This window comes from Acidovorax sp. GW823-FHT05D11 (assembly GCF_058795695.1).
Genome location: NZ_CM179502.1, coordinates 2,008,709 through 2,033,462 on the forward strand (window position 1 = coordinate 2,008,709; position 24,754 = coordinate 2,033,462).

A 24,754-nucleotide genomic window follows, 5' to 3' on the forward strand; every position below is an offset into this window, starting at 1 on the left:
GGCTGGGCCGGGTCGGGGGGCCGGGCGGATGTCCCCACCTGCAGTGGTGGCGGTGCGGGCTGTTTCCTTCCGGGGCAAGGCTTGCCGCACACTGACTGCTCCACGCTCCCGCACGGGCCATACAAGTCTGTAAATGAGAATGGTTTGTTTTTGCATTATGCTGCCGGTCGCGCCGACATTCCCCGGTCGCACCCTTTTCCGGCCAGACGCCGGCCCGCCGCCGTGGCCTTCCCGCCACGCCGGGCGTCCGGCGTCCGCCCGCCTGTTGTTTCACTTGGAGAACCACTGCCCATGACCTCCCGTACCGAACGCGACACCTTTGGCCCCATCGAGGTCCCCGCCGACAGGCTCTGGGGCGCGCAGACGCAGCGCTCGCTGCAGAACTTCGACATCTCGGGCGAGCAGCAGCCGCGCGAGATCATCAAGGCCCTGGCGCAGGTCAAGCGCGCCTCGGCCGTGGTCAACCAGGCCCTGGGCCTGCAGGACGCGAAAAAGACCGAGGCCATCGTGGCCGCCGCCGACGAAGTGATCGCCGGCAAGCACCCGGGCGAGTTCCCGCTGGTGGTGTGGCAGACGGGCTCGGGCACGCAGACCAACATGAACGTGAACGAGGTGCTGGCCAACCGCGCCAGCGAGATCCTGGGCGGCGAGCGCGGCGAAGGCCGCCTGGTGCACCCCAATGACGATGTGAACCGCAGCCAGTCGAGCAACGACGTGTTCCCCACCGCCATGCACGTGGCCGCCGTGGAAGCATTCACGCACAGGCTCCTGCCCGCCATCGCCAGGCTGCGCGCCACGCTGGCGAAGAAGGCGCAGGATTTCGACGGCATCGTCAAGATCGGCCGCACCCACCTGCAGGACGCCACCCCGCTCACGCTGGGCCAGGAGTTCTCGGGCTATGTGGCCCAGCTCGACCATGGCGAGCGCCACGTGCGCGCCGCGCTGCCCCACCTTTACGAGCTGGCGCTGGGCGGCACGGCCGTGGGCACGGGCCTGAACGCGCCCAAGGGCTATGCCGAGCAGGCCGCCGCCGAGCTGGCGCGCCTCACGGGCCTGCCCTTTGTCACCGCGCCGAACAAGTTCGAGGCGCTGGCCTCGGTGGATGGGCTGGTGCACGCCCACGGAGCCCTCAAGACCCTGGCCGCCAGCATGATGAAGATCGCCAACGACGTGCGCTGGCTCGCGAGCGGCCCGCGCAGCGGCATTGGTGAGCTGAGCATCCCCGAGAACGAGCCCGGTTCGTCCATCATGCCCGGCAAGGTCAATCCCACGCAGAGCGAGGCCGTGACCATGCTGGCCGCCCAGGTGTTCGGCAACGATGTGGCCATCAACTTCGGCGGTGCCTCGGGCAACTTCGAGCTCAACGTGTTCCGCCCCATGGTGGCCCACAACTTCCTGCAGAGCGTGCGCCTGCTGGCCGACGGCATGGTGAGCTTCAACGACCAGTGCGCCGTGGGCATCGAGCCCAACCGCGAGCGCATCACCGAGCTGGTGGACCGCTCGCTCATGCTGGTCACCGCGCTCAACACCCACATCGGCTACGACAAGGCCGCCTACATCGCCAAGAAGGCGCACAAGGAAGGCACCAGCCTGCGCGAGGCCGCCGTGGCCTCGGGCCACGTCACGGGCGAGCAGTTCGACCAGTGGGTGGTGCCGGGCAACATGGTGGGCCGCTGATTCCGCCCGGGTCGGCCTGCACGCCATGGGCACGGGGGCACTGCCGTCATCTCCGCTGCTCGCGAGCTTTCGCGACAGCTACCGCGACCTGCTGCGCTACCTCTCGCACCGCACCGGCAATGCCGATGACGCGCGCGACGTGGCGCACGACACCTGGCTGCGCCTGGCCGACATGGACCTGCGCGGCGAGCGGCCCGCGCTGTGCGAGGCCGAGGCGCGGGCCTATGTATTCGCCATGGCGCGCAATCTCGTCATCGACCGGCAGCGCCACGCGGGCGTGGTGGCCCGCCATGCGCTGGCCCAGGCCCATGCGGACTCGGGCGCCGGCACGGCGGCGCGCCACGGCCCCGATGCCGCCGAGGCCCTGATGTACCGGCAGGCGGTGGACGCGGTCGAAGCCGCGCTCGCCGCCGTGCCCGAGCGCGCGCGCCAGGTCTTCCTGCGCCACCGCATCAACGGCGAAGGCCAGGGCGCGCTCGCGGCCGAATACGGCATCTCGCGCAACATGGTCGAGCGCGACATGATGCTCGCCATGGACCGCGTGCAGGCCGCCATGGAGCAGTGGCACGCGGCGGGCCGCAGCTCTCCTGTGGCACCGGCGTCGCACCACGAAGCCCGCCGCACCGGCCGCCGCCGCTCGCTGGCGGCATTGCTGAGCTTTGCCGCAATGGGCGTGGGTGGCGTGGGGGCCTGGCAATGGTGGCGCAGCGCAGTCGCGCAGTGGCAGCAGGTGGCACGCACCGGCCAGGGGCAGACGCTGCGCCACCCGCTGCCCGACGGCAGCCGCATCACGCTCGACGCGCAAAGCCGCGTGCACATGGCGTACTACGCCGGGCAGCGCCGCGTGAGCCTGCTGGCCGGGGCGGCGTTCTTCGACGTGGTGCGCGACGCGGACCGCCCCTTCGTGGTGGAGGTGCCCGGTGGCGCCGAGGGGGGCGCCGTGCGCGTGACCGTGCTGGGCACGCGCTTCGGCGTGGAGCACGGCGCCAGCGGGGTCGATGTGCAGGTGGAGTCGGGCCGCGTGCGGGTGGAGTCGCTGGGGCCGGATGGCCAGCCCCTGGCGGTGCGGGAACTCGCGGGCGGACAGGCGCTGCGGGTGCGGCCGGGCGAACCGCTCGCCCAGGCCGTCGCCCCGGCGCACGAGGCCGCCGCTTGGCGCCACGGCGTGGTGGCTTTTGCCGATGCGCCGCTGGCCGAGGCCGTGGACCGCCTGCGCCGCTACCTGCCGCGCCCGGTTCAGGTGGAGGCCGGTGCCGCCGCGCTGCGCCTGTCGGGGCAGGTGCGCATTGCACAGGCCGAGGACTTCGTGCGGGCACTGCCTTCCGTCGTGCCGGTGCAGGTGCGGCTCGTGGCGGGGCAATGGCGGGTGGCCGCGCGCTGACGGCCAGGCCGGAGGATGGGGCAGGACGCGCGACTTTGGTGAATTTTGGTGAAAGTGGCCGCCAGCGCTTTCTCCATAAGCGCTGAAAGCTATTGTTTTAATAGCTCTTTGGCCGATCAGGGCGCTGGCAGGCGCGCCGCCATTCAGGAAGTGGGAGGGCCCATTCGTTGTAGCGGGGAAAGGACTTCACCATGAACCGACAACGGCCCCGCACCCCGGCCCCCCGGCCTTCCGGCCCCGCACGCACCTCCCGTCCTGCCCGCCACGCACTCGCCGCCGCCATGCTGGCCATGGCGTCGCTGCAGATGGACATGGCCACCGCCCAGGGCGCACCGGCCCCGGCGGCCTTCGACATTGCCGCCCAGCCCCTGCCTGACGCGCTGGCGCAATTCGCCCGGCAGTCGGGCGTGCAGCTGATCTACCCGCCCGAGCTGGTGCAGGGCCGGCATGCCCAGCCCGTGCAGGGCGCGCGCAGCCCCGAGGCGGCGCTGGCCGAGCTGCTGCGCGGCAGTGGCCTGCGCATGCGCCGCGACGGCGCCACCCTGGTGGTGGAACGCGCTCCGGCCGACGGCGCCGCCGCGCTGCCCGAGGTGCGCGTGGCCGCCGAGGCCGAGGTCGAAACCGCCACCGGCCCCATGCGCGGACTGGTGGCCCGGCGCAGCGCCAGCGCCACCAAGACGGACACGCCGCTCATGGAAACGCCGCAGACCATCACCGTGGTCACGGCCGAGCAGATGCAGGTGCAGCGCGTGCGCGACCTGGAGCAGGCGTTCGAATACTCTGCGGGCGTGCGTCCCGTGTCCGGTTACAGCGGTTCGTACGACGCGATCTACAGCCGGGGCTTCTGGGCCGATGCGCGCAATGGCAGCCTGTTTGCCGACGGGCTCAAGGTGTCCGACAACTCCTGGGCCTCGGGCAAGCAGGAGCCGTACGGGCTGGAGCGCGTGGAACTGGTCAAGGGCGCGGCGTCGGTGCTGTACGGCATGTCGGCGCCCGGCGGCGTGCTGGCCACGGTGAGCAAGCGCCCCACGGCCGATGCCGTGCGCGAGGTGGTGGTGGAGGCGGGCACGTATGCGCACCGGCAGATCGGCGTGGACCTGGGTGGCGAGGTGGCACCGGGCAGCGACTGGACCTGGCGCCTCACCGCGCTGGCGCGCGACAGCGAGACACCCGTGCGTCCGCTGCAGGACGACGCGGTGTACATCGCGCCCGCGCTGCGCTGGCAGCCGTCGGCCGCCACATCGCTCACCCTGCTGATGCAGCACCAGAAGCGCCGCCTGGGCTATTCGTACCCGCTGCCGCGGGTGGGCACCCTGTTGCCCGGCCCCGGCGGCCAGCGCATCGCGCGCTTTCGCTTCGTGGGCGAGCCTGCCTACGACCGGCAGGATGTGCGGCAGACCACGCTCACCGCCTTGTTCGAGCACCAGGTGAACGAGCATGCCACCCTGCGCCAGGGGCTGCGGTTCTTCGACTCCGAGGCGGACATCTTCTTCACCAACGCCACCGTGGACCCGGCCGCGCCCACGCGCGTGCAGCGCCGCGCCATCGACGAGTTCGAGCGCGTGCGCGGCTTCTCGTCGGACACGAGCTTGCAGCAGCGCTGGCGCAGTGGCGAGGTGGAGCACACGCTGATCGCCGGCGTGGACTACACCCGCTACCGCTCGGAATCGGAGTGGTACGCGCGCACGCTCGCCCCGCTGGATTTGTACCAGCCGCAGTACGGCGCCGTGCCCGGCGCGCCCGCGCCGATGGCGTTCTCGGACACGTCGCAGCGCTGGCAGGCGGGCCTGTATGCGCAGGACCAGATCAAGCTGGGCGAGCGCTGGGTGGTGCTGGCCGGCCTGCGGCACGACTGGAGCGACGACCGCTCGCGCCCGTTCTTCACGGCCGCGCCGTGGTCGGTGGAGCGCACCGATGCCTTCACCGGCCGCGTGGGCGTGGTCTACCTGGCGCCGGGCGGCTGGGCGCCGTTCGCGGGCTACAGCCAGTCGTTCCAGCCGCAGGGCGGCACGGACGCGCAGGGCCGGCGCTTCAAGCCCACCGAGGGCGAGCAGTTTGAACTGGGGGTGCGGTGGCAGCCGAGCGGCAGCGAGGGGATGATGCTGTCGGCCGCCGTGTACGACCTGCGCCAGGACAACGTGCTCACGCCAGATCCCGCCCATCCGCAGTTCAGCGTGCAGACGGGGCAGGCACGCTCGCGCGGGGCCGAGCTGGAGGTGCGCGGGCAGGTGGCGCGCCACCTGGAGGTGGTGGGCGCCTATGCCTACACCGACCGCCGCATCACGCGCAGCAACCTGCCGGACGAAGTGGGCCGCCGTGCGGCCGAGGTGCCCTACCACCAGGCCTCGGTCTGGGGGCACTACCGCCTGGCGGCCTGGGGCCTTCCGGCGTGGACGCTGGGCACGGGCCTGCGCTACACCGGCGACATGGTCGATGGCACGGCCAGCGCCTACCGCATCCCGGGTTATGGACTCGTCGATGCCATGCTCGCCTGGCAGGACGGGCCGTGGCGCGTGGCGCTCAACGTGCGCAACCTGTTCGACAAGGCTTTCCTGATCTGCAACGGCGCCCACTGCCGGGACGGCAGCCCGCGCACGGCCACGCTTTCGGCCGCGTACCGCTGGTGATGCGCTGCGGCGGGCGGGGATGTGCGGGGCCTAGCCGTGGGGCTCGGCCACTTCCTGCTGCGCCAGCGCCTCGAGCTGCTCCTGCTGGTAGACCACGATGCTGCGCTGGTGGATGCCGATGATGCCTTCGCGTTCCATCCACTTGAGCTCCACGTTGATGCGCTGGCGCGAGCCGCCCAGGAGCTGCGCGAGCTCGTCCTGCACCAGCGACAGCCCGATGGCGCCGCGCTGGCCGGGCACGGCGGCGCGCTCGCCGAATCGGCGCAGCACGTGCAGCAGCTGCTTGGCCAGCCGCGCGCGCAGGGGCAGGGTGGCCATGTCTTCCATCATCCAGTACAGGTAGCGCATGCGGCGCGCCTGCAGCGTGAGCAGGGCCTCGCCGAACTCGGGGTGTTCGCGCAGCAGCTGGCGGAACACGCCCTCGGCCACGCTCAGCACCGTGGTGGGGCCGTGGGCATGCGCGTCGTAGGTGTTGGGGCCGCGGTGCAGCACCTCGGCCTCGCCCACCCAGATGCCGGGCTCCACGTAAGCCAGCGTCACCTGCTTGCCCGACGGTGTGGTGCGCCGAAACCGGATGGCACCGCTGGCACAGGCAAACCAGTCCTGCGCCAGATCCCCCTGCTCGACGATCATCTGGCCATGCGTATAGCGCGTGATGCGGCCCAGCCGGAAGATGTCATGCCGCAGCGACGGCGTGAGCGCGGCGAACCAGCGGCCTCGGTTGATGGCTTCACGCTCCGTCTGGCTGAGGAACGGGCGTTGCAGGTGGTGGTCGGCCAGGGAATGGGTGGACTCTGGCAAGGCAATGGTGGCGGTGGGCATGGCGGCAGGCTGGAGTTGGGCGGGGCCGGCCTGTGCGCAGGGCCGGGCGGAAAGACGGTGACAAGGCGCAGCATGCCAGTTTAGCGATACAGCCCGCACCGCGATGGTCCTGCACGGCACTTGCGCGACACCCCATCGCCGGGTGCCGCAGCCCTGCCTACGCTTTGGCGCTGGGGCGCCTTGTGCTGCCTTTGTGGCTTGCGCAGAAACGCCAGCAGCCGGCGCTCCGCCGCACTCAGGCCCCGTGGCGATGTGGTGCTGCCGATGTGATTCCACACCTCCTGCATGCCCGGCCCCGCGTCGGATGCCAGCCGCGAGCCCAGATCCAGCACGGCCGGGTGCACATACGACTTCTTGCACACGGCAGGCGTGTTGCCCAGCTGGCGCGCCACCTCGGCCAGGATGGCCTTGGCGCTGTAGCGCACGTTTTTGTCGGCCGCGCCGGAGGCGTCGGTCTGGGTGCACGCCAGGCGCGTCAGCTCCAGCGCCTGCGTGGTGCCGTGCCAGGTGCGAAAGTCCTTCGCGGTGAAGTGATCGCAGTCGGTGTCGGACGCGCCGTGCGTGATCTCGCGCAGGTAGTCATTCACGTCGCCCGAGCCCACGGTGCGCGGGGTGCAGTCCTCATCTTCGTACTGGAAGAGCTCCTGCCCGGGCAACTGCTGGCAGTGGCGCACCACGCGGGCCACACGGGGGTCGCTCAGCTCGACCTCCTGCTGCACGCCGCTCTTGCCCCGAAAACGCAGCTTGAGCTGGCTACCCTTGACCTGCGCATGCCGCGTGCGCAGCGTGGTCAGGCCGTACGATTTGTTGGTGGTGGCATATTCCTCGTTGCCTACGCGCAGGAAGGTGGTGTCCAGCAGGCGCACCAGGGTGGCCAGCACCAGGCTGCGGGTCAGCGGCTGGCCGCTGCGGTGCGCCGCCAGCTCGCGGGCCACGCGGGCGCGGATGCGCGGCAGCGCCCGGCCGAAGGCCTGCATGTGTTCGAACTTGCCCTCGTCGCGCTGCTTGCGCCACTGCGGGTGGTAGCGGTACTGGCGCCGCCCGCGTGCGTCCAGTCCAGTGGCCTGCAGGTGGCCGTTGGGCAGCGGGCAGATCCAGACGTCGGTGTAGGCGGGCGGGATGGCCAGGCGATTGATGCGGGTGATCTCATCCGGGTCTTGGAGCCACTGGCCATCGGGCTGGCGGTAGCGAAACGCCTTGGCGCCGTTGCGCACGCGGGTGAGGCCGGGCATGGCGGGTGTGACGTACACCAGCCCACCGGGCAGCTTCTGTGGGCGCGTTGGGGGCCGGGCTGGCGCAGGCGCGCGGGGCGTTGGGGAGGGAGTGTGCATCGGGGCGAGCAGGTGGTAAGGGCCAGTGCGTGGCCCCGATCACACCTGTGCCCGGGCGGTGGCGGTGTAGGTGCGCTCCGTGCGCAGGGGTGAGACAGGGACCGAATCGGTAGCCTGTTGTGCCACCATTGTGGGTAAAAAATGGCTCCTGCGCTTATTGGATAAGCGCCAATAGCTACAAAAAATCTAGCAACCTGCTTGATCGGACCACGCTCAATCGGCCGCAGTCGGGTCCAGGGCAAAACCCACGCCGTACACCGAACGAATCCAGTCGCTGCCATCGGCACTGGCGGCCTTGAGCTTCTTGCGCAGGTTCTTGATGTGGCTGTCGATGGCGCGCTCGTTCACGTCCAGCGTGTCGTCGTACGCTTGGTCTAGCAGCTGCGCGCGCGAGAAGATGCGCCCGCGCTGGCGGGCCAGCACCTGCAGCAGCCGGAACTCGCGCCGCGTGAGGCCCAGTGGCGTGCCGTGCAGTGTGGCCTGCCAGTGCGATTCGTCCAGCATCAGCGCCGCCACCGTGGTGGTGGCTGCCGGGGGCTCTTGCGCGGCGGCGGTGCGGCGCAGCACGGCCTTGGCGCGCGCCACCACTTCGCGCGGCGAAAAAGGCTTGCAGATGTAGTCGTCCGCGCCCAGCTCCAGGCCGATGAGGCGGTCCACTTCTTCGACGCGTGCGGTCAGCATGATGATGGGGTGCTGTGTGTGGCGGCGTGCCTGGCGCAGCACCTCCAGGCCATCCATGCCGGGCAGCATGATGTCCAGCAGCGTGAGGTCGGGCGGCGCGGCCAGCATGCTGGCGAGCGCCGCGCGGCCATCGGCCTGGTACTCAACGGTATAGCCCGCGTGGCGCAGGTAGTCGACCACGATGGCGGCGATGTCGGGTTCGTCTTCGACGACGAGGATGCGGTGGCTCATGAGGGGTTGTCCAGCAGTGGCAGTTGCAGCGTGATGCGCAGACCGCCCAGGGGGGAGGTGTCGGCCACCAGCGTGCCGCCGTGCGCGAGCACGATGGCGCGGCAGATCGCCAGGCCCAGGCCGGAACCGCCATGGTCGCGGTTGCGCGAGGTTTCGGCGCGGTATAGGCGGTCAAAGATGCGTGGCAGCTCGTGGGGGGGCACGCCGGGCGCGCTGTCGTCCAGTTGCACCTGCAGTTGGGGGGCTCCATCGGCCGGTGGCAGCAGGCGCGCTGCGATGCGCAGCAGGCCGCCCGCGTCGGTGTAGCGCAGGCTGTTTTCCAGCAGGTTCAAAAACACCTGGTGCAGCTGCTGCGCGTCGCCGCGCACCAATGGGGCGGGTATTGGGGCGGGCGTTGACACGGACGACCGCGCGGCCAGGGCGTCCAGGCCCGTGGTATCTACATCGATGGCTGCCTGCGCCAGGCGCGGGCGCATCGACGCCAGTGCTTCGGTCAGCAGCGACAGCGGGTGCACGGGAACCTGGGCCGATGGCGCGCTGGTGCCAGCGGCGTCCAGGCTGGCACGCAGGTCGCCCACCAGTTGGATCAGGCGCATCACCTGCCGGTGCAGGCGCAGCGCGGTCTTGTCGTCAAAGGGGCGCACGCCGTCCTGCACGGCTTCGATCTCGGCGCGCATGGCGGCCAGGGGGGTGCGCAGCTCGTGGGCCACGTCGCCCAGCCACTGGCGGCGCGAGGACTCGATGCTGCTCAGTTGTTCGGCCATGGTGTTGAAGGTGCGGGCCAGCTGGGCCAGTTCATCGTTGCCGTGCACAGGCACACGGGTGTGCAGGTGGCCCTGCGCAATGCCGCGTGCGCCGGTGGCCAGGGCTTCGACCGGCGCCAGCCAGCGCCGTGCCAGCCAGCCCGACAGCAGCAGTGCCAGCGCCAGGCCGGCCAGGCCTGTCCACGCCACAAAGCCCAGGTGTTGCGCCAGAAAGGCCTGATCGGCCTCGCTGCGCACGCCCTGCGGGGGGGCCAGCACCAGCTGGCCGATGGTCTGGCCATCGGCACCGGTCAGGGCCAGGCGCGCGCTGCCGGGCTGGGGCGTGGCACCTGCCACCAGGTTTTGCTGTGCATCCACCAGGCCCAGGCGGGGGAACAGGTCATCGGGGTGGCGTTGTGGGCCACCCGCGCTGCGTTCGCCCGGGGGCGGGCCGCCGTCGGGGGGCGGTGGCGGGGGCTGCTGCATGCTGCGGCCCACTGCCGGGTTGCCATTAGCCAGTTCGGGGGGCATGCCGGGTGGTCCGCCGCGGTCGGTGGGGGGTGAACCTTCCACGCCCTGGGTGCCTGATCGGCGCAGGCTGCCACCCGGGTGGCTGAGCTGGCCCCAGAGGTGGGGCTGGTTGCGCAGGGTGTCCCAGCCGCCCGTCTGCGTGTGGTGGGCCTGCAGGCGCTCGGCCAGCCAGCCCATGCGGGCCAGTTCGATCTCTGCCACATACGGCCCCAGGCCCCGCTGCAGACCCAGGCGCGAAAAGCCCGCAAAAATCAGCAGCAAGGCCACCAGCAGGGCGGCCAGGGCGATGAAGGCTTTGCGGTGCAGGGTCAGGTGGGGCATCGATAGGGGAGCAGGTGTCGTCAGCGGGCGGGGGGCGGGCCGCCTGCTCCGCCGGGGCCGCCAGGCCCGCCTGCGGGCATGGCCACCAGGGTGCCGCCCATTGTGCGGCATGTGCCTGCGAGCGATTTGCCATCGGGCATGGTCAACGTCACGCTGGCGCCTTCGGTCTTGCCCTTGCAGGCGGCATAGGCCTCGGGCGGCGGCGCGGGTGGGTCCTGCCGGCCCTGGGATTGCGCCAGCACGGGGGTGGCGGATATTGCAGCCAGCATGGTCGTGAGCGCCACGCGGGCCAGCCAGCGGGGACGAAGAGAGTGCATAGGCATGGTGTTTTTTCTTTCAGTGTTGTGGAGAAAGGAGATCAGCAAGTCAGCGCCAGCACGTGCTACCGGCGCGGCGCGTCTGAGGGCGCAATGGATTAAGGAAAGCGGTTGACGGGTGGGGCACGTTGTCAGAAACCGGCGCCGCCCAGGCCAGTGCACCCGAGGAACCGGCTTCGCCGGACCACCGGGTGCGTCCCCCTCCGGGGGAAGGCGCCGAAGGCGACTCAGGGGGGCTTTCAGTCAAGCTGCGATCGAGATCGTGATGCTGGCCGAGTACCCGCCGCCGCTGTTGGCCTGCATGGTGGTCATCTCCAGCGTGGTGCCGTCGCTGAAGACGTTGTCCGTGGCGAACGACATGGAGGCCAGGTTGCGCACGCTGGCGCTGTAGCCCGAATTGGCGCTGTAGATGGTGCTGAGCAGCGCGGTGGGGAAGGCCAGCTGCGTGGTCTTGATCTTGTTGCTCGCGCTGCTGGCGGCGGCCAGGCTGCGGTACACCTCCAGGTGCATGTGGGGCATGCGGCCCGCGTAGCAGCCGGGCACGATGGTGGTGAAGGTGACCGTGCCGCTCGCATCGGTGGCCTGCACGCCACGCAGGTAGTTGTCGGCGATGTTGCTGGAGCTGTACACGGAGTAGTTGCCGTCCTGCGTGCAGTGCCACAGGTAGATGGCGTAGCCGGACAGCGCGGCGCAGCTTGCGTTGGTGTTGGTCAGCGTGATGGTGATGGTGAACGGCACGCCGCTGACCTGTGTGGACGAACCGATGGAGCTGCGGATGTCCGAGCGCACGATGCCGCTGAGCGCCAGCACGTTGTAGGTGTTGTTGCTGGCATTGGAGCCATCGGCAGGGTAGGGGCCGGCGGTTTCCTCGGGAACAACCGAGCAGGTGGTGGTGCCTGTCCCGGTGCCCGTACCTGTTCCCGTTCCGGTCCCCGTGCCGGCGGTCTCGGTCGTGTCGCTGGCTTCGGTGTCGCTGCCCCCGCCCCCGCAGCCAAGGAGCGTGGCCACGCCCAGCGAACCCAGGGCATTCAGCGCAAGGCGGCGGTTGGAAGGGGCCTGTGCGGCGGCGGCCAGGGGCTCGGGGAAGGGGAGGCGGTCCATGGATGGCTCCTGCAAGTGGGTATGGCCTGCACTGTGCCGTCCGATTGGGGAGAAATTTGGGAGCCGCTGCTCCCTAGGAATGCTATAAATTCAATAGCTATCAGCGCTTGTCCCTAAAACGAAAAAGCGGTTTTTGCCGGAAACCGTGGGCGCCGGATGCAAGCGCACTGCGCGGCGCCGGGCGGGCTTCGTGGGCTTACTTCGCCGCCCCGGTGGCCTCGTGCCGGCAGCTGAAGGACCGGTCGCCACGCACGATGTCGTCGCTGCCGCACTGCCATTTGTGGATGTCCGTCTGCTGCTTGCGGGTGCGCAGCACGGGGGTGTAGACCAGGTGCTTGCCAGCCAGCGCCAGGTCGCCTGAGCTGTCGGCAATGGTCAGCCGCACCACGCCATTGGCCGGATCGATGGCCATGGCCTGGAAGCCGGTGGGAAGCTGCCCGGGCCGGCCCAGGCCGATGGCGGCGGCGCTGGCGGGAAAGGCGCCGGTGCTCCGGTAGTGGTTCTCCACCAGCCCCAGCACCGTGCGCGCGGCGCCGTCCAGCTGGCGCACGGCTTCGCGGCGCGGATTGGCGGGCTCCTCTCCCTGGTGCCACAGCGCCACGGCCACCATGGCCGCAAAGCTCAAGGCGGCCACCCCGCCCAGCATCACCAGCGCCTTGAGGAACCAGCCGGGCCCGCGGACCAGGGCCACTGCCTGCTGGATGGCGGTATCGCTGGCGTGGCGGGAGACCACGAACGTGCCTGTGATCGAACTGTGCAGGCCCCGCTCGCCAAACAGTGCGGTCAGCAGGCGGTGCAGCAGGAACGGCACGGCCAGCGTGAGCGCCAGGGTGAGCGAGTACTTCAGAAAGTGCCGCAGCACGGACCGCGCGATGCCAGGGCGTTCACCCGTGCGGGTCGCCACCCGCATGCCGAGCAGCCGCTTGCCCGCCGAGCCCTGGCCCAGCGCATCCATCAGCGCGGGGAGGAACAGGCCGAGGATGCCCAGCGCCAGCGCGGCCGGGTACGTGGCGCCCGGGGCGCTGTCGAAGGCGGGGCGCGCAAACACCCAGGCCAGCGCCAGCGCGACCGGAAAAGCCGCCATGCATGCGCCGTCGATCAGCGTGGCACCCAGGCGCGCCATGGTGCCCGGAAACACCTCCACCAGCCGCGCCGGCGCGGGTGCCTGGGCGGGCTGCCCCCGGCCTGCCGGGGCCCTCGCGGCGGGCATGTCCGCCACCAGCGGCGCCTGGCAGCTGAAACACTGCGTGTAGGAAGCATGGTTCTGCCAGTTGCAGCGGGGGCATTGCATGGAGGGTGCGCCTGGGGTGGGCAAGAGGCCGCGCCAGGCGGCCTCCTCGCGGGGTGGAGGCTCAGTGCCGTGCGGGCGGCGCGGTGTGCGCCATCAGGCGGTCCGTCAGCGCGATGGCCAGCGCGCTCAGCAGGAACACCACGTGGATGATGGTCTGCCACATCAGCACCTTGAGGTCGTAGTTGGCGGCGTTGATGAAGGTCTTGAGCAGGTGGATCGAACTGATGCCGATGATGGCGGTGGCCAGCTTGACCTTGAGCACCGAGGCGTTCACGTGGCTCAGCCATTCGGGCTGGTCGGGGTGGTCTTCCAGGTGCAGGCGCGAGACGAAGGTCTCGTACCCGCCCACGATCACCATGATCAGCAGGTTGGAGATCATCACCACGTCGATCAGCGCCAGCACCACCAGCATGATGATGGTCTCGTTGAGCGCGGTGACCTCGAAATCGCTCTTGTAGCCGATGCTGGAGACCAGCTGCTTGAGCGCGGCGGTGTTGCCGAAGGCTGCCTCGATCAGGTGCACCAGCTCCACCCAGAAGTGGAACACGTACACCGCCTGCGCCAGGATCAGGCCCAGGTACAGGGGCAGCTGCAGCCAGCGGCTGGCAAAGATCAGCGACGGCAAGGGGCGCATGGGCGACGGGGTGGCGGGATTTGGGGGGAGGGACATGGAATGTAGGGTGGGACTTGGGTCGCGCGATTTTAGGGGTGCCGCGTGACAGCCCCTCGCGCACAGGTGCCTTCTTCCCTGCCCGGCACTGGCGATTCTGTAAGCTTCGTGCCAGTCAGTGGCTTGTAAGTGCCGCGTCCGACAGTACCGCCCAATTCCAATTCCATCAGACCCAGGAGACAACACCATGAGTGCGCCCACATCCGCGATCGAGTCCGTATTGGTTGAGAACCGCGTGTTCCCGCCCGCCGATGCGGTCGTCAAGGCTGCCCGCATTTCGGGCATGGCGGGCTACGATGCGCTGTGTGCCGAAGCCGACAAGGACTTCGAAGGCTTCTGGGCCCGCCTGGCCCGCGAGAACGTGCAGTGGACCAAGCCTTTCACGCGCACGCTGGATGAATCCAACGCACCCTTCTTCCAGTGGTTCGCCGATGGGGAACTCAACGCCTCGGCCAACTGCCTGGACCGCCACATCGGCACGCCCACCGAGAACAAGACCGCCATCGTCTTCGAGGCCGACGACGGCACCGTCACCAGGATCACCTACAAGGAGCTGCTGGCCCGCGTGAGCCAGTTCGCCAACGCGCTCAAGGCCCACGGCGTGAACAAGGGCGACCGCGTGCTGATCTACATGCCCATGACCATCGAGGGCGTGATCGCCATGCAGGCCTGCGCGCGCATCGGCGCCACGCACAGCGTGGTGTTTGGCGGCTTCAGCGCCAAGGCGGTGCACGAGCGCATCATCGACGCGGGGGCCGTGGCCGTCATCACGGCCAACTACCAGATGCGCGGCGGCAAGGAGCTGCCGCTCAAGGCCATCATCGACGAGGCCCTGGCGACGGGCGGCTGCGACACGCTGCGCAACGTGTTTGTCTATGAACGCACATCCACGGCCTGCAACATGGTGGCGGGGCGCGACAAGACCTTCGCCGAGGCGCTTGCGGGCCAGAGCACCGACTGCCCGCCGGTGGCCGTGGGGGCCGAGCACCCGCTGTTCATCCTGTACACCAGCGGCTCCACCGGCAAGCCCAAGGGCGTGCAGCACAGCACCGGCGGCTACCTGCTGTGGGCCAAGCTCACCATGGACTGGACCTTCGACCTGCGCCCGGACGACGTGTTCTGGTGCACGGCCGACATCGGCTGGATCACCGGCCACACCTACGTTGCCTATGGACCGCTGGCGGCTGGCGCCACGCAGATCATCTTCGAGGGCATTCCCACCTTCCCCAACGCCGGGCGCTTCTGGCAGATGATCGAAAAGCACCGGTGCACGATCTTCTACACCGCGCCCACCGCCATCCGCTCGCTCATCAAGGCGGCCGAGGCCGACGCCGCCGTGCACCCCGCGCGGTCGGACCTGTCGAGCCTGCGCATCCTGGGCAGCGTGGGCGAGCCCATCAACCCCGAGGCCTGGATGTGGTACCACAAGAACGTGGGTGGCGAGCGCTGCCCCATCGTGGACACCTTCTGGCAGACCGAGACCGGCGGCCACGTGATCACCCCGCTGCCCGGCGCCACGCCGCTGGTGCCCGGCAGCTGCACGCTGCCGCTGCCCGGCATCACCGCGGCCATCGTGGACGAGACCGGTAACGATGTGGCCAACGGTGCCGGCGGCATCCTGGTCATCAAGCGCCCGTGGCCCAGCATGATCCGCACCATCTGGAACGATCCCGAGCGCTTCAAGAAGAGCTACTTCCCCGAAGAGCTCAAGGGCTACTACCTGGCTGGCGATGGCGCCGTGCGCAGCGCCGACCGGGGCTACTTCCGCATCACGGGCCGCATCGACGACGTGCTCAACGTGTCGGGCCACCGCATGGGCACGATGGAGATCGAATCGGCACTGGTCTCCAAGACCGACCTGGTGGCGGAGGCCGCCGTGGTGGGCCGCCCCGACGATGTGACCGGCGAGGCGATCTGCGCCTTCGTGGTGCTCAAGCGCTCGCGCCCCACCGGCGACGAGGCCAAGCAGATCGCCAACGAACTGCGCAACTGGGTCGCCAAGGAGATTGGCCCCATCGCCAAGCCCAAGGACATCCGCTTTGGCGACAACCTGCCCAAGACCCGCAGCGGCAAGATCATGCGCCGGCTTCTGCGCAGCATCGCCAAGGGGGAAGCCATCACGCAGGACACGAGCACGTTGGAGAACCCCGCAATCCTGGATCAGTTGGCCCAGACCAACTGATCCAGGAGGTGCCGTGCATGCGGCGCCAGCGTGCAGCGCCTGCGGGTTTGGGGCCACTCATGTCGCCACAGGCGATGTGACGTGGCCACAGAATCCGGCAATCCTGGACCAGCTGGCCAAGGCCAACTGACCAGAGGGCGGTGCACCGCCGCGGGGCGCGGGCGCGCTGCGCCTGCAAATCAGCGTGGTGGGGGGCCTTGCGTGGGGGCGTGGCTGGCGTTCACCGTCCACGGGGAACCTCGCCATCGGCAACGGGGTGCCGTCCAGCCCGAAGGCGTGCGCGGCCCCTTGTAGGACACCGACTGAAACCGCTCCCCCGCGGCGCGGGATGGCCCCTGCATGGGTTACAACGGCGGCATCGTGTCCCAGGCTGCATGCCTGGGCGCTGCATACCGGAGGTTTCCCATGCATCTGCGTTCCATAGTACTTTTGTTGACGGTGCTGGCCATCGCGATACTCGCGGCGCTCAACTGGCCCACCCTGGCCGCTCCCGCCCTGGTCTCCCTGGGGATCGTGGTCTTCGAGGCACCGCTGGGCCTCATCATGCTGGCCCTGACGGCCCTGCTGGGGATATTCTTCCTGGCCTACGTCCTGTCCCTCCAGGGGTCCGTGCTCATGGAGACGCGGCGCCACGGCAAGGAGATGCAAGTCCAGCGTGAACTGGCCGACAAGGCAGAAGCCTCGCGGTTCACGGAATTGCGCACCTTCCTGGATGCCCAGCACCATCAGGCGCACGCCGCCTTGCTGACCCGGCTGGACCAGTTGGAGGCGCGCCTGGCGGCGCGGGTCGCCGAATCCGACAATTCCACCGCGGCCTACGTGGGGCAGCTGGAACACCAGCTGCGCACCCGGGGCCTGGAGCCCGCGCCCGTGGTGCCGCCACTCGTCTGATCCCCGCTTGCGCGAGGCGCGGGCGGCAGGGCCCGGAAACGTTTGCGGCCGTGACAGGGATCTGGCACGGCCGCAAGGGGCGGGGAAGGGCGATGCAGCCCCCCGCCGTAAGTCCATCAAAGGCGCATCACTTTTGCGTCAGCACCCAAGCCGCCAGCTTCTTGGCCTCTGCATCGTTGACCTGCGCGTTGGCCGGCATCGGGACCGGACCCCATACGCCCGCGCCACCCTTGATGATCTTGGCGGCCAGCTTGTCCACGGCATCCTTCTGGCCCGCATACTTGGCGGCCACGTCCTTGTACGAAGGACCCACCAGCTTCTTGTCCACGGCGTGGCAGGCCATGCAGTTCTTCGAGGTCGCCAGGGCCAGATCGGCCATGGCGGGTGCCGCAACCGACAGCGTCATGGCAAGGGTGATCAGGGTACGCTTCATGGTGGGATTTCCTGTGGGTTGGGTTACAGTTCTTTTAATGGAATTGTAGTGAGTTGGGTTGACAGGCATTTGTCTGTCGTCAACCCGGCGTTTTCTGGAGATCGCGATGTACCTGCTGGGTCTTTCACTGGTGCTTCTGGCACTGAAGTATTTCGAGATCGGACCCGTGGCCAACTGGTCCTGGTGGTGGGTGCTGGCACCCTTTGCCGCCACGGCCCTATGGTGGGCCTGGGCGGATTCCACAGGGTATACGAAACGTAAAGCCATGGAAAAGATGGACCAGCGCAAGCAGGACCGGATCAACAAGAACAAGGAAGCCCTGGGCATGCGCCCGCGCAAGCCACGCTAGACAGTCCATTGCGTTTGTTCCTCGCACCGCCAGCGCGGATGTACAAGGCTGCGCCACAAGAAGAACCGATCACCGTTGTACATGACAAAACAGGAACAGCTCTGCCGCATGAGGGTAGAAGCCGATTTGCGACCCGAGTGCCTGATGAGCGACTACGGCATGCTGAGGATCATCCACGTTGAGGTGGTCCAATGAATGTGGCCTTTGGTGTCAGCGTGCTGGCACGTTCTATCCAGCAGGGCGGCGTGGATGGCATTGGCACCTACACTCGGGAGCTGATGGCGGCCATGCCGCAGGCGGCACGGTTGCAGCCCTATGTATTCGACGCGCCGACCAGTGTGTGGCGGGGAGCAACACCCGCGATGCCGTTTGGCTCCTTTGCTTGGCAGGCATTGGCCGCGACGCTGGTAGGGGTGGACTTTGGCCACGCACGCCGCGCACTGGGGAAGGGGACCGATCTCGTGCATGCCACCGACCACCTGGTGCCGCGCCTGCGCGGAATCCCGGTGGTGGCGACGATCTTCGATGCCATACCGCTGTCGAACCCGGAGTGGGTCAGATACCGTTTCAAGAGCCTGAAAAATGAGTTGTGGCGGCGCACGGCCTTCTGGGCGCAGCATGTCATCACGATTTCGGAGTATTCCCGCCAGGAGATCGCCATCCATTTCCGCCTGCCCGAGGAGCGGATCACCGCGATTCCGCTGGGAGTCGGGGCCCAGTGGTTCGTACCTCTGGACGCGGCCCTGCATGAGGCCGTGCGATCGCGGCATGCGCTGCCCGATCACTATTTCGTGAGCGTGGGCACCCTGCAGCCGCGCAAGAATATCGACCGCCTGCTGTCGGCGCACGCGAGCCTTCCAGAGCATCTGCAGCGCGAGTACCCCTTGCTCATCGTCGGCAAGCCGGGCTGGGGGTGCGATGACGTCGTTGCACGCTTCACGGGGGGTGGATTGAAGCATGTGCGGTGGCTTCGGCATCTGCCGGATGCGGAGCTTCAGGTCGTGATCAAGCGGGCCACCGCCCTGGTGTTTCCGTCGCTGCACGAAGGTTTCGGCTTGCCGGTGCTGGAGGCATTCGCTGCCGGCGTGCCGGTGGTGGCGTCCAACACGACATCGATCCCCGAGGTCGCGGGTGACGCGGCCTTGCTGATCGACCCTCTTCGCACCGATGAGATCGCGGATGCGATGCGCCGCATCGCGGAGCAGCCTGAGCTTGCGGCCCGGCTGGTGGCACGGGGGCGTGACCGGGTGCAGGCGTTCAGCTGGCAGGCGTGCGCCGAAAAAACCTTGCGTGTCTACGAGTCGATGGCTTGAAATATTTCTGCGATGACCACAGCGACCCACAGCCCCTCCGTCTCGGCGCGACAGCGCCAGGTTCAGCTGCTGTGGCGCGATATCCGCGGCGCCATGCTCGCATGGAGGTTCTGGTGCTTCATGGGATGGAACGATGTCGCCAAGCAGTACCGGCGCACCTTCCTGGGCCCCGTGTGGATTGCGTTGCACACGGCCTTGTTCATCATCGCTTTCGGCCTGATCGGTGCGCAGCTGTTCAAGTACCCGCCGGACTGGTACTTGCCTTATTTTTGCGCGGGGCATGTGCTGTTCGGGTATTTCAGCGCCTTGATCAATGAGGGCTGCCTGACCTACATCGGCGCGGACGCCTTCTTGAAGCAGACGCCCTATCCCAAGATGGCGTTTGTTTTTCGCACCGTGTTCCGGTGCTCCCTTCTGATGTTGCACAGCGCGGTCATCGTGCTGGCGGTGCTGCTCTGGTCGGGGCGGCTGGGGGACGTGCAGTGGTGGGCCTTGCTCGGCGCGGCTGCCTTGACGCTGGCCGCCGCCTGCTTCGTGGTCGCCATACTAGGGGGCCTGGCCACCCGTTTCCGTGATGTCACGGTGGCCACGGGCAGCCTCATGCAGGTCAGTTTCTTTGTGACGCCCGTGCTGTGGGTGCCGGACCAGTTGACCGAACGGGCCCAGTGGGTGGTGCACCTGAATCCCCTGGCCCTGTTCCTGGACCTGGTGCGCAGTCCCTTGATGGGGACTGTGCCCAGCATGCGGACCTGGGGGGCGGCCGGCGGCATGGTCGTGCTGCTGGCGCTGGTTTTTTTCTGGCAGTACGTGGTGATCCGGCGCCGGATCGTGTACTGGCTGTGATGCGGGCGCTTTCGGGGTCGGAGACGGCCTACATCCAGCTGAAAGGCGTGTCGATAGATTTCCCCGTCTTCACGACGCGTTCCCGTGGCCTGCTCAATACCGTGCTGGGGTTTCCCCAGCGCGACAAGGCCCGTGTCGAATCCAGCGGATTGGGCCGGGTCAGCGTGCATGCGTTGCGCGACGTGAACCTGGCGTTGCGCACGGGGGACCGCGTCGGCTTGATCGGCTCCAACGGCGCCGGCAAGACCACGCTGCTGCGCGTGCTGTCCGGCGTGTATGAGCCCATGCAGGGCGATCTGTCTTTCCGCGGCCGGGTGGCCGCCCTCACGGACATCATGCTCGGCATGGACGTGGATGCCACGGGCTACGACAACATCATCATGCGCGGCATCGTGATGGGCCTCACGCGCAGGCAGGCGATGGAACTTGTCCCTTCGGTGGAGGCGTTCACCCAGCTCGGTGAGCACCTGCAGCTGCCGGTAAGGACCTACTCCCAGGGCATGCTGCTGCGCCTGGCGTTCGCGGTGTCCACGAGTGTGGTGCCCGATATCCTGTTGATGGACGAGATGATTGGCGCCGGGGACGCCAAGTTCTTCAGCCAGGCCAAGGAGCGCATCAACGGGCTGATCGAGCAGGTCTCCATCCTGGTGCTGGCATCCCACAACGAGGTCATCCTGCGGAGCTTCTGCAACCGCGCACTCGTACTCAGCGAGGGGCGCGTGGTGATGGATGGCAGCGTCGATGACGCCCTGGCTTTCCACAACCTGCAGCAAGGAGTGCTCCGGTGAGACTGAAATGCACGGGCCCGGCCGAGGTGCTGGAAACCATCGCGGCGCTGGGGCGTACCGAGGACGTGAGCTGGTCGCCCGATGGGCGCCGCATCGCGCTGGCCGGCATCGCGGTGGACAAGCTGCTGATTCTCGGCGTGGATTGCCGCCTGGAGGATGGGCATAAATGCATCCATGTTTCCGATGCCATGCAGGTGGCTTCCTCCAGCCTGAAGCGCCCGCACGGAGTGTGCTGGGTCAGCGACGGGACCGTGGCGGTTGCCAGCCGCGAGGGCAACGTGTCGTTCTTTGATATTCCCGCGGCGCAGCGGCCCGTGTCCGCCTGCAGGCTGCAGCCGCTGGCGACGGTTGGCAAGGGCGATACCGAACTGCTGAAGTCGCCCGGCAGCCTGTGCGCCCGGCCTCTGGGCTCCGGCCTGCTTGAACTCTGGGTGTGCAATGGCTTCGCGCACTACGTGACCCACCACCTGCTGGATGCCCGTTCCGGCTTGACCCATGTGGACGCCCAGGTCCTGATGCGCGAAGGACTGGAAGTGCCCGATGGCGTGGCACTGGATCCTGCGGGCGATTGGGTCGCCATCAGCAACCATGACCGGCATGTAGTGGCCCTGTATCGCAACGATGCGCGGCTGGAGGCCGCCGCCAGGCCATCGGCCGAACTGCACGGGCTCAGCTATCCCCATGGCGTGTGCTTCGCGGCGGGGGGCAGCGTTTTGCTGGTCGCGGATGCGGGGACTCCGCACATCGCGTTGTTCCGCCGAGCGCCGCAGGGCTGGCCGGATGGTGCGTCCGAGCCCCATGCGCTGGTGCGGGTGCTCGACGATGCCACCTTCCGCAAGGGGCAGCACAACCCCAGGGAGGGCGGGCCCAAGGGGGTGGATGTGCATGAGCCCTGGGGTTTGCTGGTCACCACCTGTGCGGAACAGCCCCTGGCCTTTTTTGATCTTGAGGCCATCTTGCCGCCTGACCTGCGCCAGCAGGACACGCTGGCGCCCGCACAGGCCGCGGGCGAGGGGCTGCGGACCGCGATGCTTCGATTGGCGCGCGGTGTCTCCGCGCGAGAGGCGTTGCTGATGGGCGCGGTGCGCAATGAAGCGGCCCTCATGCGCGCCAGCTGGTCGTGGCGTGTGACGGCCCCGCTCAGAAGCCTGGCGGGAGGATGGCTTCGCTGGATCTCCCGGTTTCGCAAGCACTGAGGCCCCTGCGAACGGGCCGGCACGCACGTTGATGGGCTGGCCAGCGCCTTTCGGGAAACATCCGGGGCGCGTGCCCTGGGCCTCCCTGTGGTGATGCCCGCCAAGGCAAAACGCCCATGCGGGGCAGCATGGGCGCTTGTTTGTCCGGCGCGGCCCCGGGGGCGCGGCGGCCTGCCGCCAGAAAGGGCCATCAATGGCCGCTCATCCGTTCATCAATAGGCGTCCAGCACCGCACCCTTGCTCGCGCTCGATGCATTGAAGGCGAACTTGGCCTGCACGCCGCGGGTGTAGCGGGGGGCAGGGGCCGTCCAGGCGGCGCGGCGCTTGACGATTTCTTCCTCGGGCACGTTCAGCTCCAGCAGCAGCTGGCGCGCGTCGATGGTGATGCTGTCGCCTTCGTTGACGAAGGCGATGGTGCCGCCGGCCGCCGCCTCGGGCGCCACGTGGCCCACCACCATGCCCCAGGTGCCGCCGGAGAAGCGGCCGTCGGTGATCAGTCCCACGCTTTCGCCCAGGCCGGCGCCGATGAGCGCACCGGTGGGGGCCAGCATCTCGGGCATGCCGGGGCCGCCCTTGGGGCCCAGGTAGCGCAGCACCATCACGTCGCCGGCCTTGATCTTGCCGGCCAGGATGGCCTCCAGGGCCGATTGTTCGTCGTCGAACACGCGGGCGGGGCCGGTGATGACGGGGTTCTTCAGGCCCGTGATCTTGGCCACGGCACCCTCGGGGCTCAGGTTGCCCTTGAGGATGGCCAGGTGGCCCTGCGCGTACATCGGGTTGTCGATGCCGCGGATCACGTCCTGGTCGGCGCGGGGCACGTCGGGCACGTCCTGGAGCACTTCGGCAATCGTCTTGCCGCTGATGGTGATGCAGTCGCCATGCAGCAGGCCGGCGTTGAGCAGCACCTTCATCACTTGCGGGATGCCGCCCGCGCGGTGCAGGTCCACGGCCAGGTACTTGCCGCTGGGCTTGAGGTCGCACAGCACGGGGGTCTTCTGGCGCACGCGCTCGAAGTCGTCGATGGTCCATTCCACGCCGGCGGCGTGTGCGATGGCCAGGAAGTGCAGCACCGCGTTGGTGGAGCCGCCGGTGGCCATGATCACGGCCACGGCGTTCTCGATGGCCTTCTTGGTCACGATGTCGCGGGGCTTCAGGTCCATCTTGATGGCCGCGATCAGCACCTTGGCCGATTCCTTGGCCGAATTCATCTTCTCGTCGTGCGGGTTGGCCATGGTGGACGAGTACGGCAGGCTGATGCCCAGGGCTTCAAACGCGCTGGACATGGTGTTGGCGGTGTACATGCCGCCGCACGAGCCGGTGCCGGGGATGGCGCGCTTCTCGATTTCCTTCAGGTCGAAGTCGCTCATCTTGCCCGCGGCGTTCTCGCCCACGGCCTCGAACACGCTCACGATGTTCAGGTCCTTGCCCTGGTAGTGGCCGGGCAGGATGGTGCCGCCGTAGACGTAGATGGCGGGCACGTTGGCGCGCAGCATGCCCATCAGGCCGCCGGGCATGTTCTTGTCGCAGCCGCCCACCACCAGCACGCCGTCCATCCACTGGCCGCCCACGCAGGTCTCGATGCAGTCGCTGATGACCTCGCGGCTCACCAGGCTGTACTTCATGCCTTCGGTGCCCATCGCCATGCCGTCGCTGATGGTGGGCGTGCCGAACACCTGGGCGTTGCCGCCCGCTTCCTCGATGCCGGCGATGGCCGCGTCGGCCAGCTTCTGCAGGCCGCTGTTGCAGGGCGTGATGGTGCTGTGGCCGTTGGCCACGCCGACCATGGGCTTGACGAAGTCGCCTTCCTCGTAGCCCATGGCGTAGTACATGGAGCGGTTGGGCGCGCGCGACTTGCCTTGCGTGATGTTGGCGCTGCGGCGGTTGATGGGCTGGATCGGGATGGTCTTGCTGTCTGCCATGGCGGTTTTCCTGGTGGGGAGTCGTTGTAGTGGGAAGACGCGCAGAGGGGCGCACGGGTCTTCGGCTGTCGGGGTGCAAGTATGCGAGGTTTGGAGTGGCGTTTCCAATCCCTTTCGCCTGCTTCAGTAATATATAAAACATATCACCGGATCACCACCGCTATGAAAGAAGCATTCATCGACGTGCGCGCCTGGCGCCAGTTCGTGGCCGTGGCCGAGGAGCTGCACTTCGGCCGCGCCGCGCTGCGCCTGCACATGACGCAGCCGCCCCTGACCCAGGCGATCGCGCAGATGGAGCGCTCGCTGGGCGTGGTGCTGTTCGACCGCACGCGCCGACGCGTGGCGCTGACCCCGGCGGGCGAGGCGCTGCTGCCCGACGTGCGCGACTTTCTGGAGCGTGCGCAGGCCTTGCCGGCCCGCGCCCGCGCGGCGGCGGCCGGTGAGGTGGGGCGCGTGCGCCTGGGATTCGTCTCCACCATCGGGTTCGAGCGCCTGCCTGAATGGGTGCGGGACTTTCGCGTGTTGTGCCCCCAGGTGGCGCTGGAACTGGTAGAGGCCACGGGCGATGTGCAGCGCGAACTGTTTGCGCGCGGTGAACTGGACGCCGGGCTCATGCTGCATTCGCCGGGCTTCGCGCCGCCCGGGTTGGCGCGGCTGGTGGTGGCGCAGGAGCCGCTGGTGCTCGCCTTGCCCGAGCGCCACGCGCTGGCCGGTGCGCCGCGCCTGGACCTGGCGCGGGTGCTGGCCGAACCTTTGGTGATCTTTCCGCGCCGCATCGTGCCTTCGCTGCACGACGCGATTTTTGCGCTGTACCACGCAGCGGGCCGCGTGCCCGTGGTGGCGCAGGAGGCCATCCAGATGCAGACCATTGTCAACCTGGTATGGGGCGGCCTGGGCGTGGCGTGGGTGCCCGAGAGCGTGACCCAGTTCCGCCGCGAGGGCGTGGTCTACCGCGCGGCGGATGCGTTCGGGGCCGCGCCGGCCAGGGCCGCCAAGGCGGCCGCCGCGCCGCCACTGCCCGTGTGCGAAACCAGCCTGGTCTGGCCCGCCGAGCTCAACAACCCCGCGCTGGCGCGCTTCACTGATTTTGTGCGCGAGCGCTCGGCGGTGGGCTGA

General features: G+C 68.6%; 21 protein-coding genes. 11 read left to right on the forward strand and 10 right to left on the reverse strand.

Annotated features, from left to right (window positions below):
- Positions 1-291: 291 nt before the first annotated feature.
- The 3 genes from fumC to AC3RCE_RS09230 all read left to right on the forward strand — a co-directional run bounded on the left by fumC (position 292) and on the right by AC3RCE_RS09230 (position 5,685).
- Positions 292-1,677 (forward strand): class II fumarate hydratase, encoded by a 1,386-nt coding sequence (fumC, locus tag AC3RCE_RS09220; RefSeq protein ID WP_218340782.1) that lies wholly within the window; start codon positions 292-294, stop codon positions 1,675-1,677.
- Positions 1,678-1,702: 25 nt separating this feature from the next.
- Positions 1,703-3,058, forward strand: coding sequence for a sigma-70 family RNA polymerase sigma factor (locus tag AC3RCE_RS09225; protein ID WP_492254981.1), 1,356 nt, complete (start codon positions 1,703-1,705; stop codon positions 3,056-3,058).
- Positions 3,059-3,249: 191 nt separating this feature from the next.
- Positions 3,250-5,685 carry a TonB-dependent siderophore receptor gene (locus AC3RCE_RS09230; RefSeq protein ID WP_492254982.1) on the forward strand — a complete coding sequence of 812 codons (2,436 nt, stop codon included), beginning with the start codon at positions 3,250-3,252 and terminating at the stop codon, positions 5,683-5,685.
- Positions 5,686-5,715: 30 nt separating this feature from the next.
- Here the strand turns inward: AC3RCE_RS09230 and AC3RCE_RS09235 are convergent, their stop codons facing one another.
- The 8 genes from AC3RCE_RS09235 to AC3RCE_RS09270 form a co-directional block, all read right to left on the reverse strand.
- Positions 5,716-6,507 carry a Crp/Fnr family transcriptional regulator gene (locus tag AC3RCE_RS09235; RefSeq protein ID WP_218294115.1) on the reverse strand — a complete coding sequence of 264 codons (792 nt, stop codon included), beginning with the start codon at positions 6,505-6,507 and terminating at the stop codon, positions 5,716-5,718.
- Between the two features lie 80 nt (positions 6,508-6,587).
- Positions 6,588-7,838: a DNA topoisomerase IB gene (locus tag AC3RCE_RS09240; RefSeq protein ID WP_492254983.1), complete on the reverse strand. Its 1,251-nt coding sequence runs from the start codon at positions 7,836-7,838 to the stop codon at positions 6,588-6,590.
- Positions 7,839-8,051: 213 nt separating this feature from the next.
- On the reverse strand, positions 8,052-8,750 hold the full coding sequence (locus AC3RCE_RS09245; protein WP_492254984.1) for a response regulator: 699 nt from the start codon (positions 8,748-8,750) through the stop codon (positions 8,052-8,054).
- A complete protein-coding gene (locus AC3RCE_RS09250) occupies positions 8,747-10,345 on the reverse strand; it encodes an ATP-binding protein (protein WP_492254985.1) in 1,599 nt (532 codons plus the stop codon). Before AC3RCE_RS09250 ends, AC3RCE_RS09245 begins: the two co-directional genes overlap by 4 nt.
- A gap of 20 nt (positions 10,346-10,365) precedes the next feature.
- Entirely contained in the window at positions 10,366-10,668 is a 303-nt protein-coding gene (locus tag AC3RCE_RS09255; RefSeq protein WP_255594561.1) for a hypothetical protein, read from the reverse strand.
- A 237-nt stretch (positions 10,669-10,905) separates the two neighbouring features.
- Positions 10,906-11,763, reverse strand: coding sequence for a dioxygenase family protein (locus AC3RCE_RS09260; protein ID WP_492254986.1), 858 nt, complete (start codon positions 11,761-11,763; stop codon positions 10,906-10,908).
- A gap of 196 nt (positions 11,764-11,959) precedes the next feature.
- On the reverse strand, positions 11,960-13,054 hold the full coding sequence (locus AC3RCE_RS09265; protein ID WP_492254987.1) for an RDD family protein: 1,095 nt from the start codon (positions 13,052-13,054) through the stop codon (positions 11,960-11,962).
- 61 nt (positions 13,055-13,115) lie between these two features.
- Positions 13,116-13,724, reverse strand: a complete 609-nt coding sequence (locus AC3RCE_RS09270; protein ID WP_255591377.1) for a TIGR00645 family protein — start codon at positions 13,722-13,724, stop codon at positions 13,116-13,118.
- A gap of 187 nt (positions 13,725-13,911) precedes the next feature.
- Here AC3RCE_RS09270 and acs point away from each other — a divergent pair, with 187 nt between their 5' ends.
- Entirely contained in the window at positions 13,912-15,906 is a 1,995-nt protein-coding gene (gene acs, locus AC3RCE_RS09275; protein WP_369642171.1) for an acetate--CoA ligase, read from the forward strand.
- A gap of 405 nt (positions 15,907-16,311) precedes the next feature.
- On the forward strand, positions 16,312-16,797 hold the full coding sequence (locus tag AC3RCE_RS09280; RefSeq protein WP_218294121.1) for a LapA family protein: 486 nt from the start codon (positions 16,312-16,314) through the stop codon (positions 16,795-16,797).
- A gap of 127 nt (positions 16,798-16,924) precedes the next feature.
- On the opposite strand, the gene AC3RCE_RS09285 is transcribed toward AC3RCE_RS09280, so the two are convergent.
- Positions 16,925-17,230 carry a c-type cytochrome gene (locus AC3RCE_RS09285; protein WP_218294122.1) on the reverse strand — a complete coding sequence of 102 codons (306 nt, stop codon included), beginning with the start codon at positions 17,228-17,230 and terminating at the stop codon, positions 16,925-16,927.
- Between the two features lie 106 nt (positions 17,231-17,336).
- On the opposite strand from AC3RCE_RS09285, the gene AC3RCE_RS09290 reads away from it, so the two are divergent.
- From AC3RCE_RS09290 to AC3RCE_RS09310, 5 genes are all read left to right on the forward strand, one after another.
- Positions 17,337-17,579: a TIGR04438 family Trp-rich protein gene (locus AC3RCE_RS09290; RefSeq protein WP_218294123.1), complete on the forward strand. Its 243-nt coding sequence runs from the start codon at positions 17,337-17,339 to the stop codon at positions 17,577-17,579.
- A gap of 191 nt (positions 17,580-17,770) precedes the next feature.
- Positions 17,771-18,892 carry a glycosyltransferase family 4 protein gene (locus AC3RCE_RS09295; RefSeq protein ID WP_218294124.1) on the forward strand — a complete coding sequence of 374 codons (1,122 nt, stop codon included), beginning with the start codon at positions 17,771-17,773 and terminating at the stop codon, positions 18,890-18,892.
- Positions 18,893-18,904: 12 nt separating this feature from the next.
- Positions 18,905-19,735 (forward strand): ABC transporter permease, encoded by an 831-nt coding sequence (locus AC3RCE_RS09300; RefSeq protein ID WP_218294125.1) that lies wholly within the window; start codon positions 18,905-18,907, stop codon positions 19,733-19,735.
- Positions 19,735-20,523, forward strand: coding sequence for an ABC transporter ATP-binding protein (locus AC3RCE_RS09305; RefSeq protein WP_218294126.1), 789 nt, complete (start codon positions 19,735-19,737; stop codon positions 20,521-20,523). The genes AC3RCE_RS09300 and AC3RCE_RS09305 overlap by 1 nt, the downstream gene beginning before the upstream one ends.
- Positions 20,520-21,719 carry an LpqB family beta-propeller domain-containing protein gene (locus tag AC3RCE_RS09310; protein WP_492254988.1) on the forward strand — a complete coding sequence of 400 codons (1,200 nt, stop codon included), beginning with the start codon at positions 20,520-20,522 and terminating at the stop codon, positions 21,717-21,719. The genes AC3RCE_RS09305 and AC3RCE_RS09310 overlap by 4 nt, the downstream gene beginning before the upstream one ends.
- 212 nt (positions 21,720-21,931) lie before the next feature.
- Here the strand turns inward: AC3RCE_RS09310 and ilvD are convergent, their stop codons facing one another.
- Complete coding sequence (gene ilvD, locus AC3RCE_RS09315) at positions 21,932-23,638, reverse strand: dihydroxy-acid dehydratase (RefSeq protein WP_492254989.1); 1,707 nt, start codon at positions 23,636-23,638, stop codon at positions 21,932-21,934.
- 162 nt (positions 23,639-23,800) lie between these two features.
- Here ilvD and AC3RCE_RS09320 point away from each other — a divergent pair, with 162 nt between their 5' ends.
- The gene (locus AC3RCE_RS09320) at positions 23,801-24,754 is read left to right on the forward strand and encodes a LysR family transcriptional regulator (protein WP_492254990.1); all 954 of its coding nucleotides are present in this window, start codon (positions 23,801-23,803) and stop codon (positions 24,752-24,754) included.

Coding starts and splice junctions, on each gene's coding strand:
- fumC (WP_218340782.1), top strand. CDS start 292: ATGACCTCCCGTACCGAACGCGACACCTTTGGCCCCATCGAGGTCCCC.
- AC3RCE_RS09225 (WP_492254981.1), top strand. CDS start 1,703: ATGGGCACGGGGGCACTGCCGTCATCTCCGCTGCTCGCGAGCTTTCGC.
- AC3RCE_RS09230 (WP_492254982.1), top strand. CDS start 3,250: ATGAACCGACAACGGCCCCGCACCCCGGCCCCCCGGCCTTCCGGCCCC.
- AC3RCE_RS09235 (WP_218294115.1), bottom strand. CDS start 6,507: ATGCCCACCGCCACCATTGCCTTGCCAGAGTCCACCCATTCCCTGGCC.
- AC3RCE_RS09240 (WP_492254983.1), bottom strand. CDS start 7,838: ATGCACACTCCCTCCCCAACGCCCCGCGCGCCTGCGCCAGCCCGGCCC.
- AC3RCE_RS09245 (WP_492254984.1), bottom strand. CDS start 8,750: ATGAGCCACCGCATCCTCGTCGTCGAAGACGAACCCGACATCGCCGCC.
- AC3RCE_RS09250 (WP_492254985.1), bottom strand. CDS start 10,345: ATGCCCCACCTGACCCTGCACCGCAAAGCCTTCATCGCCCTGGCCGCC.
- AC3RCE_RS09255 (WP_255594561.1), bottom strand. CDS start 10,668: ATGCCTATGCACTCTCTTCGTCCCCGCTGGCTGGCCCGCGTGGCGCTC.
- AC3RCE_RS09260 (WP_492254986.1), bottom strand. CDS start 11,763: ATGGACCGCCTCCCCTTCCCCGAGCCCCTGGCCGCCGCCGCACAGGCC.
- AC3RCE_RS09265 (WP_492254987.1), bottom strand. CDS start 13,054: ATGCAATGCCCCCGCTGCAACTGGCAGAACCATGCTTCCTACACGCAG.
- AC3RCE_RS09270 (WP_255591377.1), bottom strand. CDS start 13,724: ATGTCCCTCCCCCCAAATCCCGCCACCCCGTCGCCCATGCGCCCCTTG.
- acs (WP_369642171.1), top strand. CDS start 13,912: ATGAGTGCGCCCACATCCGCGATCGAGTCCGTATTGGTTGAGAACCGC.
- AC3RCE_RS09280 (WP_218294121.1), top strand. CDS start 16,312: ATGCATCTGCGTTCCATAGTACTTTTGTTGACGGTGCTGGCCATCGCG.
- AC3RCE_RS09285 (WP_218294122.1), bottom strand. CDS start 17,230: ATGAAGCGTACCCTGATCACCCTTGCCATGACGCTGTCGGTTGCGGCA.
- AC3RCE_RS09290 (WP_218294123.1), top strand. CDS start 17,337: ATGTACCTGCTGGGTCTTTCACTGGTGCTTCTGGCACTGAAGTATTTC.
- AC3RCE_RS09295 (WP_218294124.1), top strand. CDS start 17,771: ATGAATGTGGCCTTTGGTGTCAGCGTGCTGGCACGTTCTATCCAGCAG.
- AC3RCE_RS09300 (WP_218294125.1), top strand. CDS start 18,905: ATGACCACAGCGACCCACAGCCCCTCCGTCTCGGCGCGACAGCGCCAG.
- AC3RCE_RS09305 (WP_218294126.1), top strand. CDS start 19,735: ATGCGGGCGCTTTCGGGGTCGGAGACGGCCTACATCCAGCTGAAAGGC.
- ilvD (WP_492254989.1), bottom strand. CDS start 23,638: ATGGCAGACAGCAAGACCATCCCGATCCAGCCCATCAACCGCCGCAGC.
- AC3RCE_RS09320 (WP_492254990.1), top strand. CDS start 23,801: ATGAAAGAAGCATTCATCGACGTGCGCGCCTGGCGCCAGTTCGTGGCC.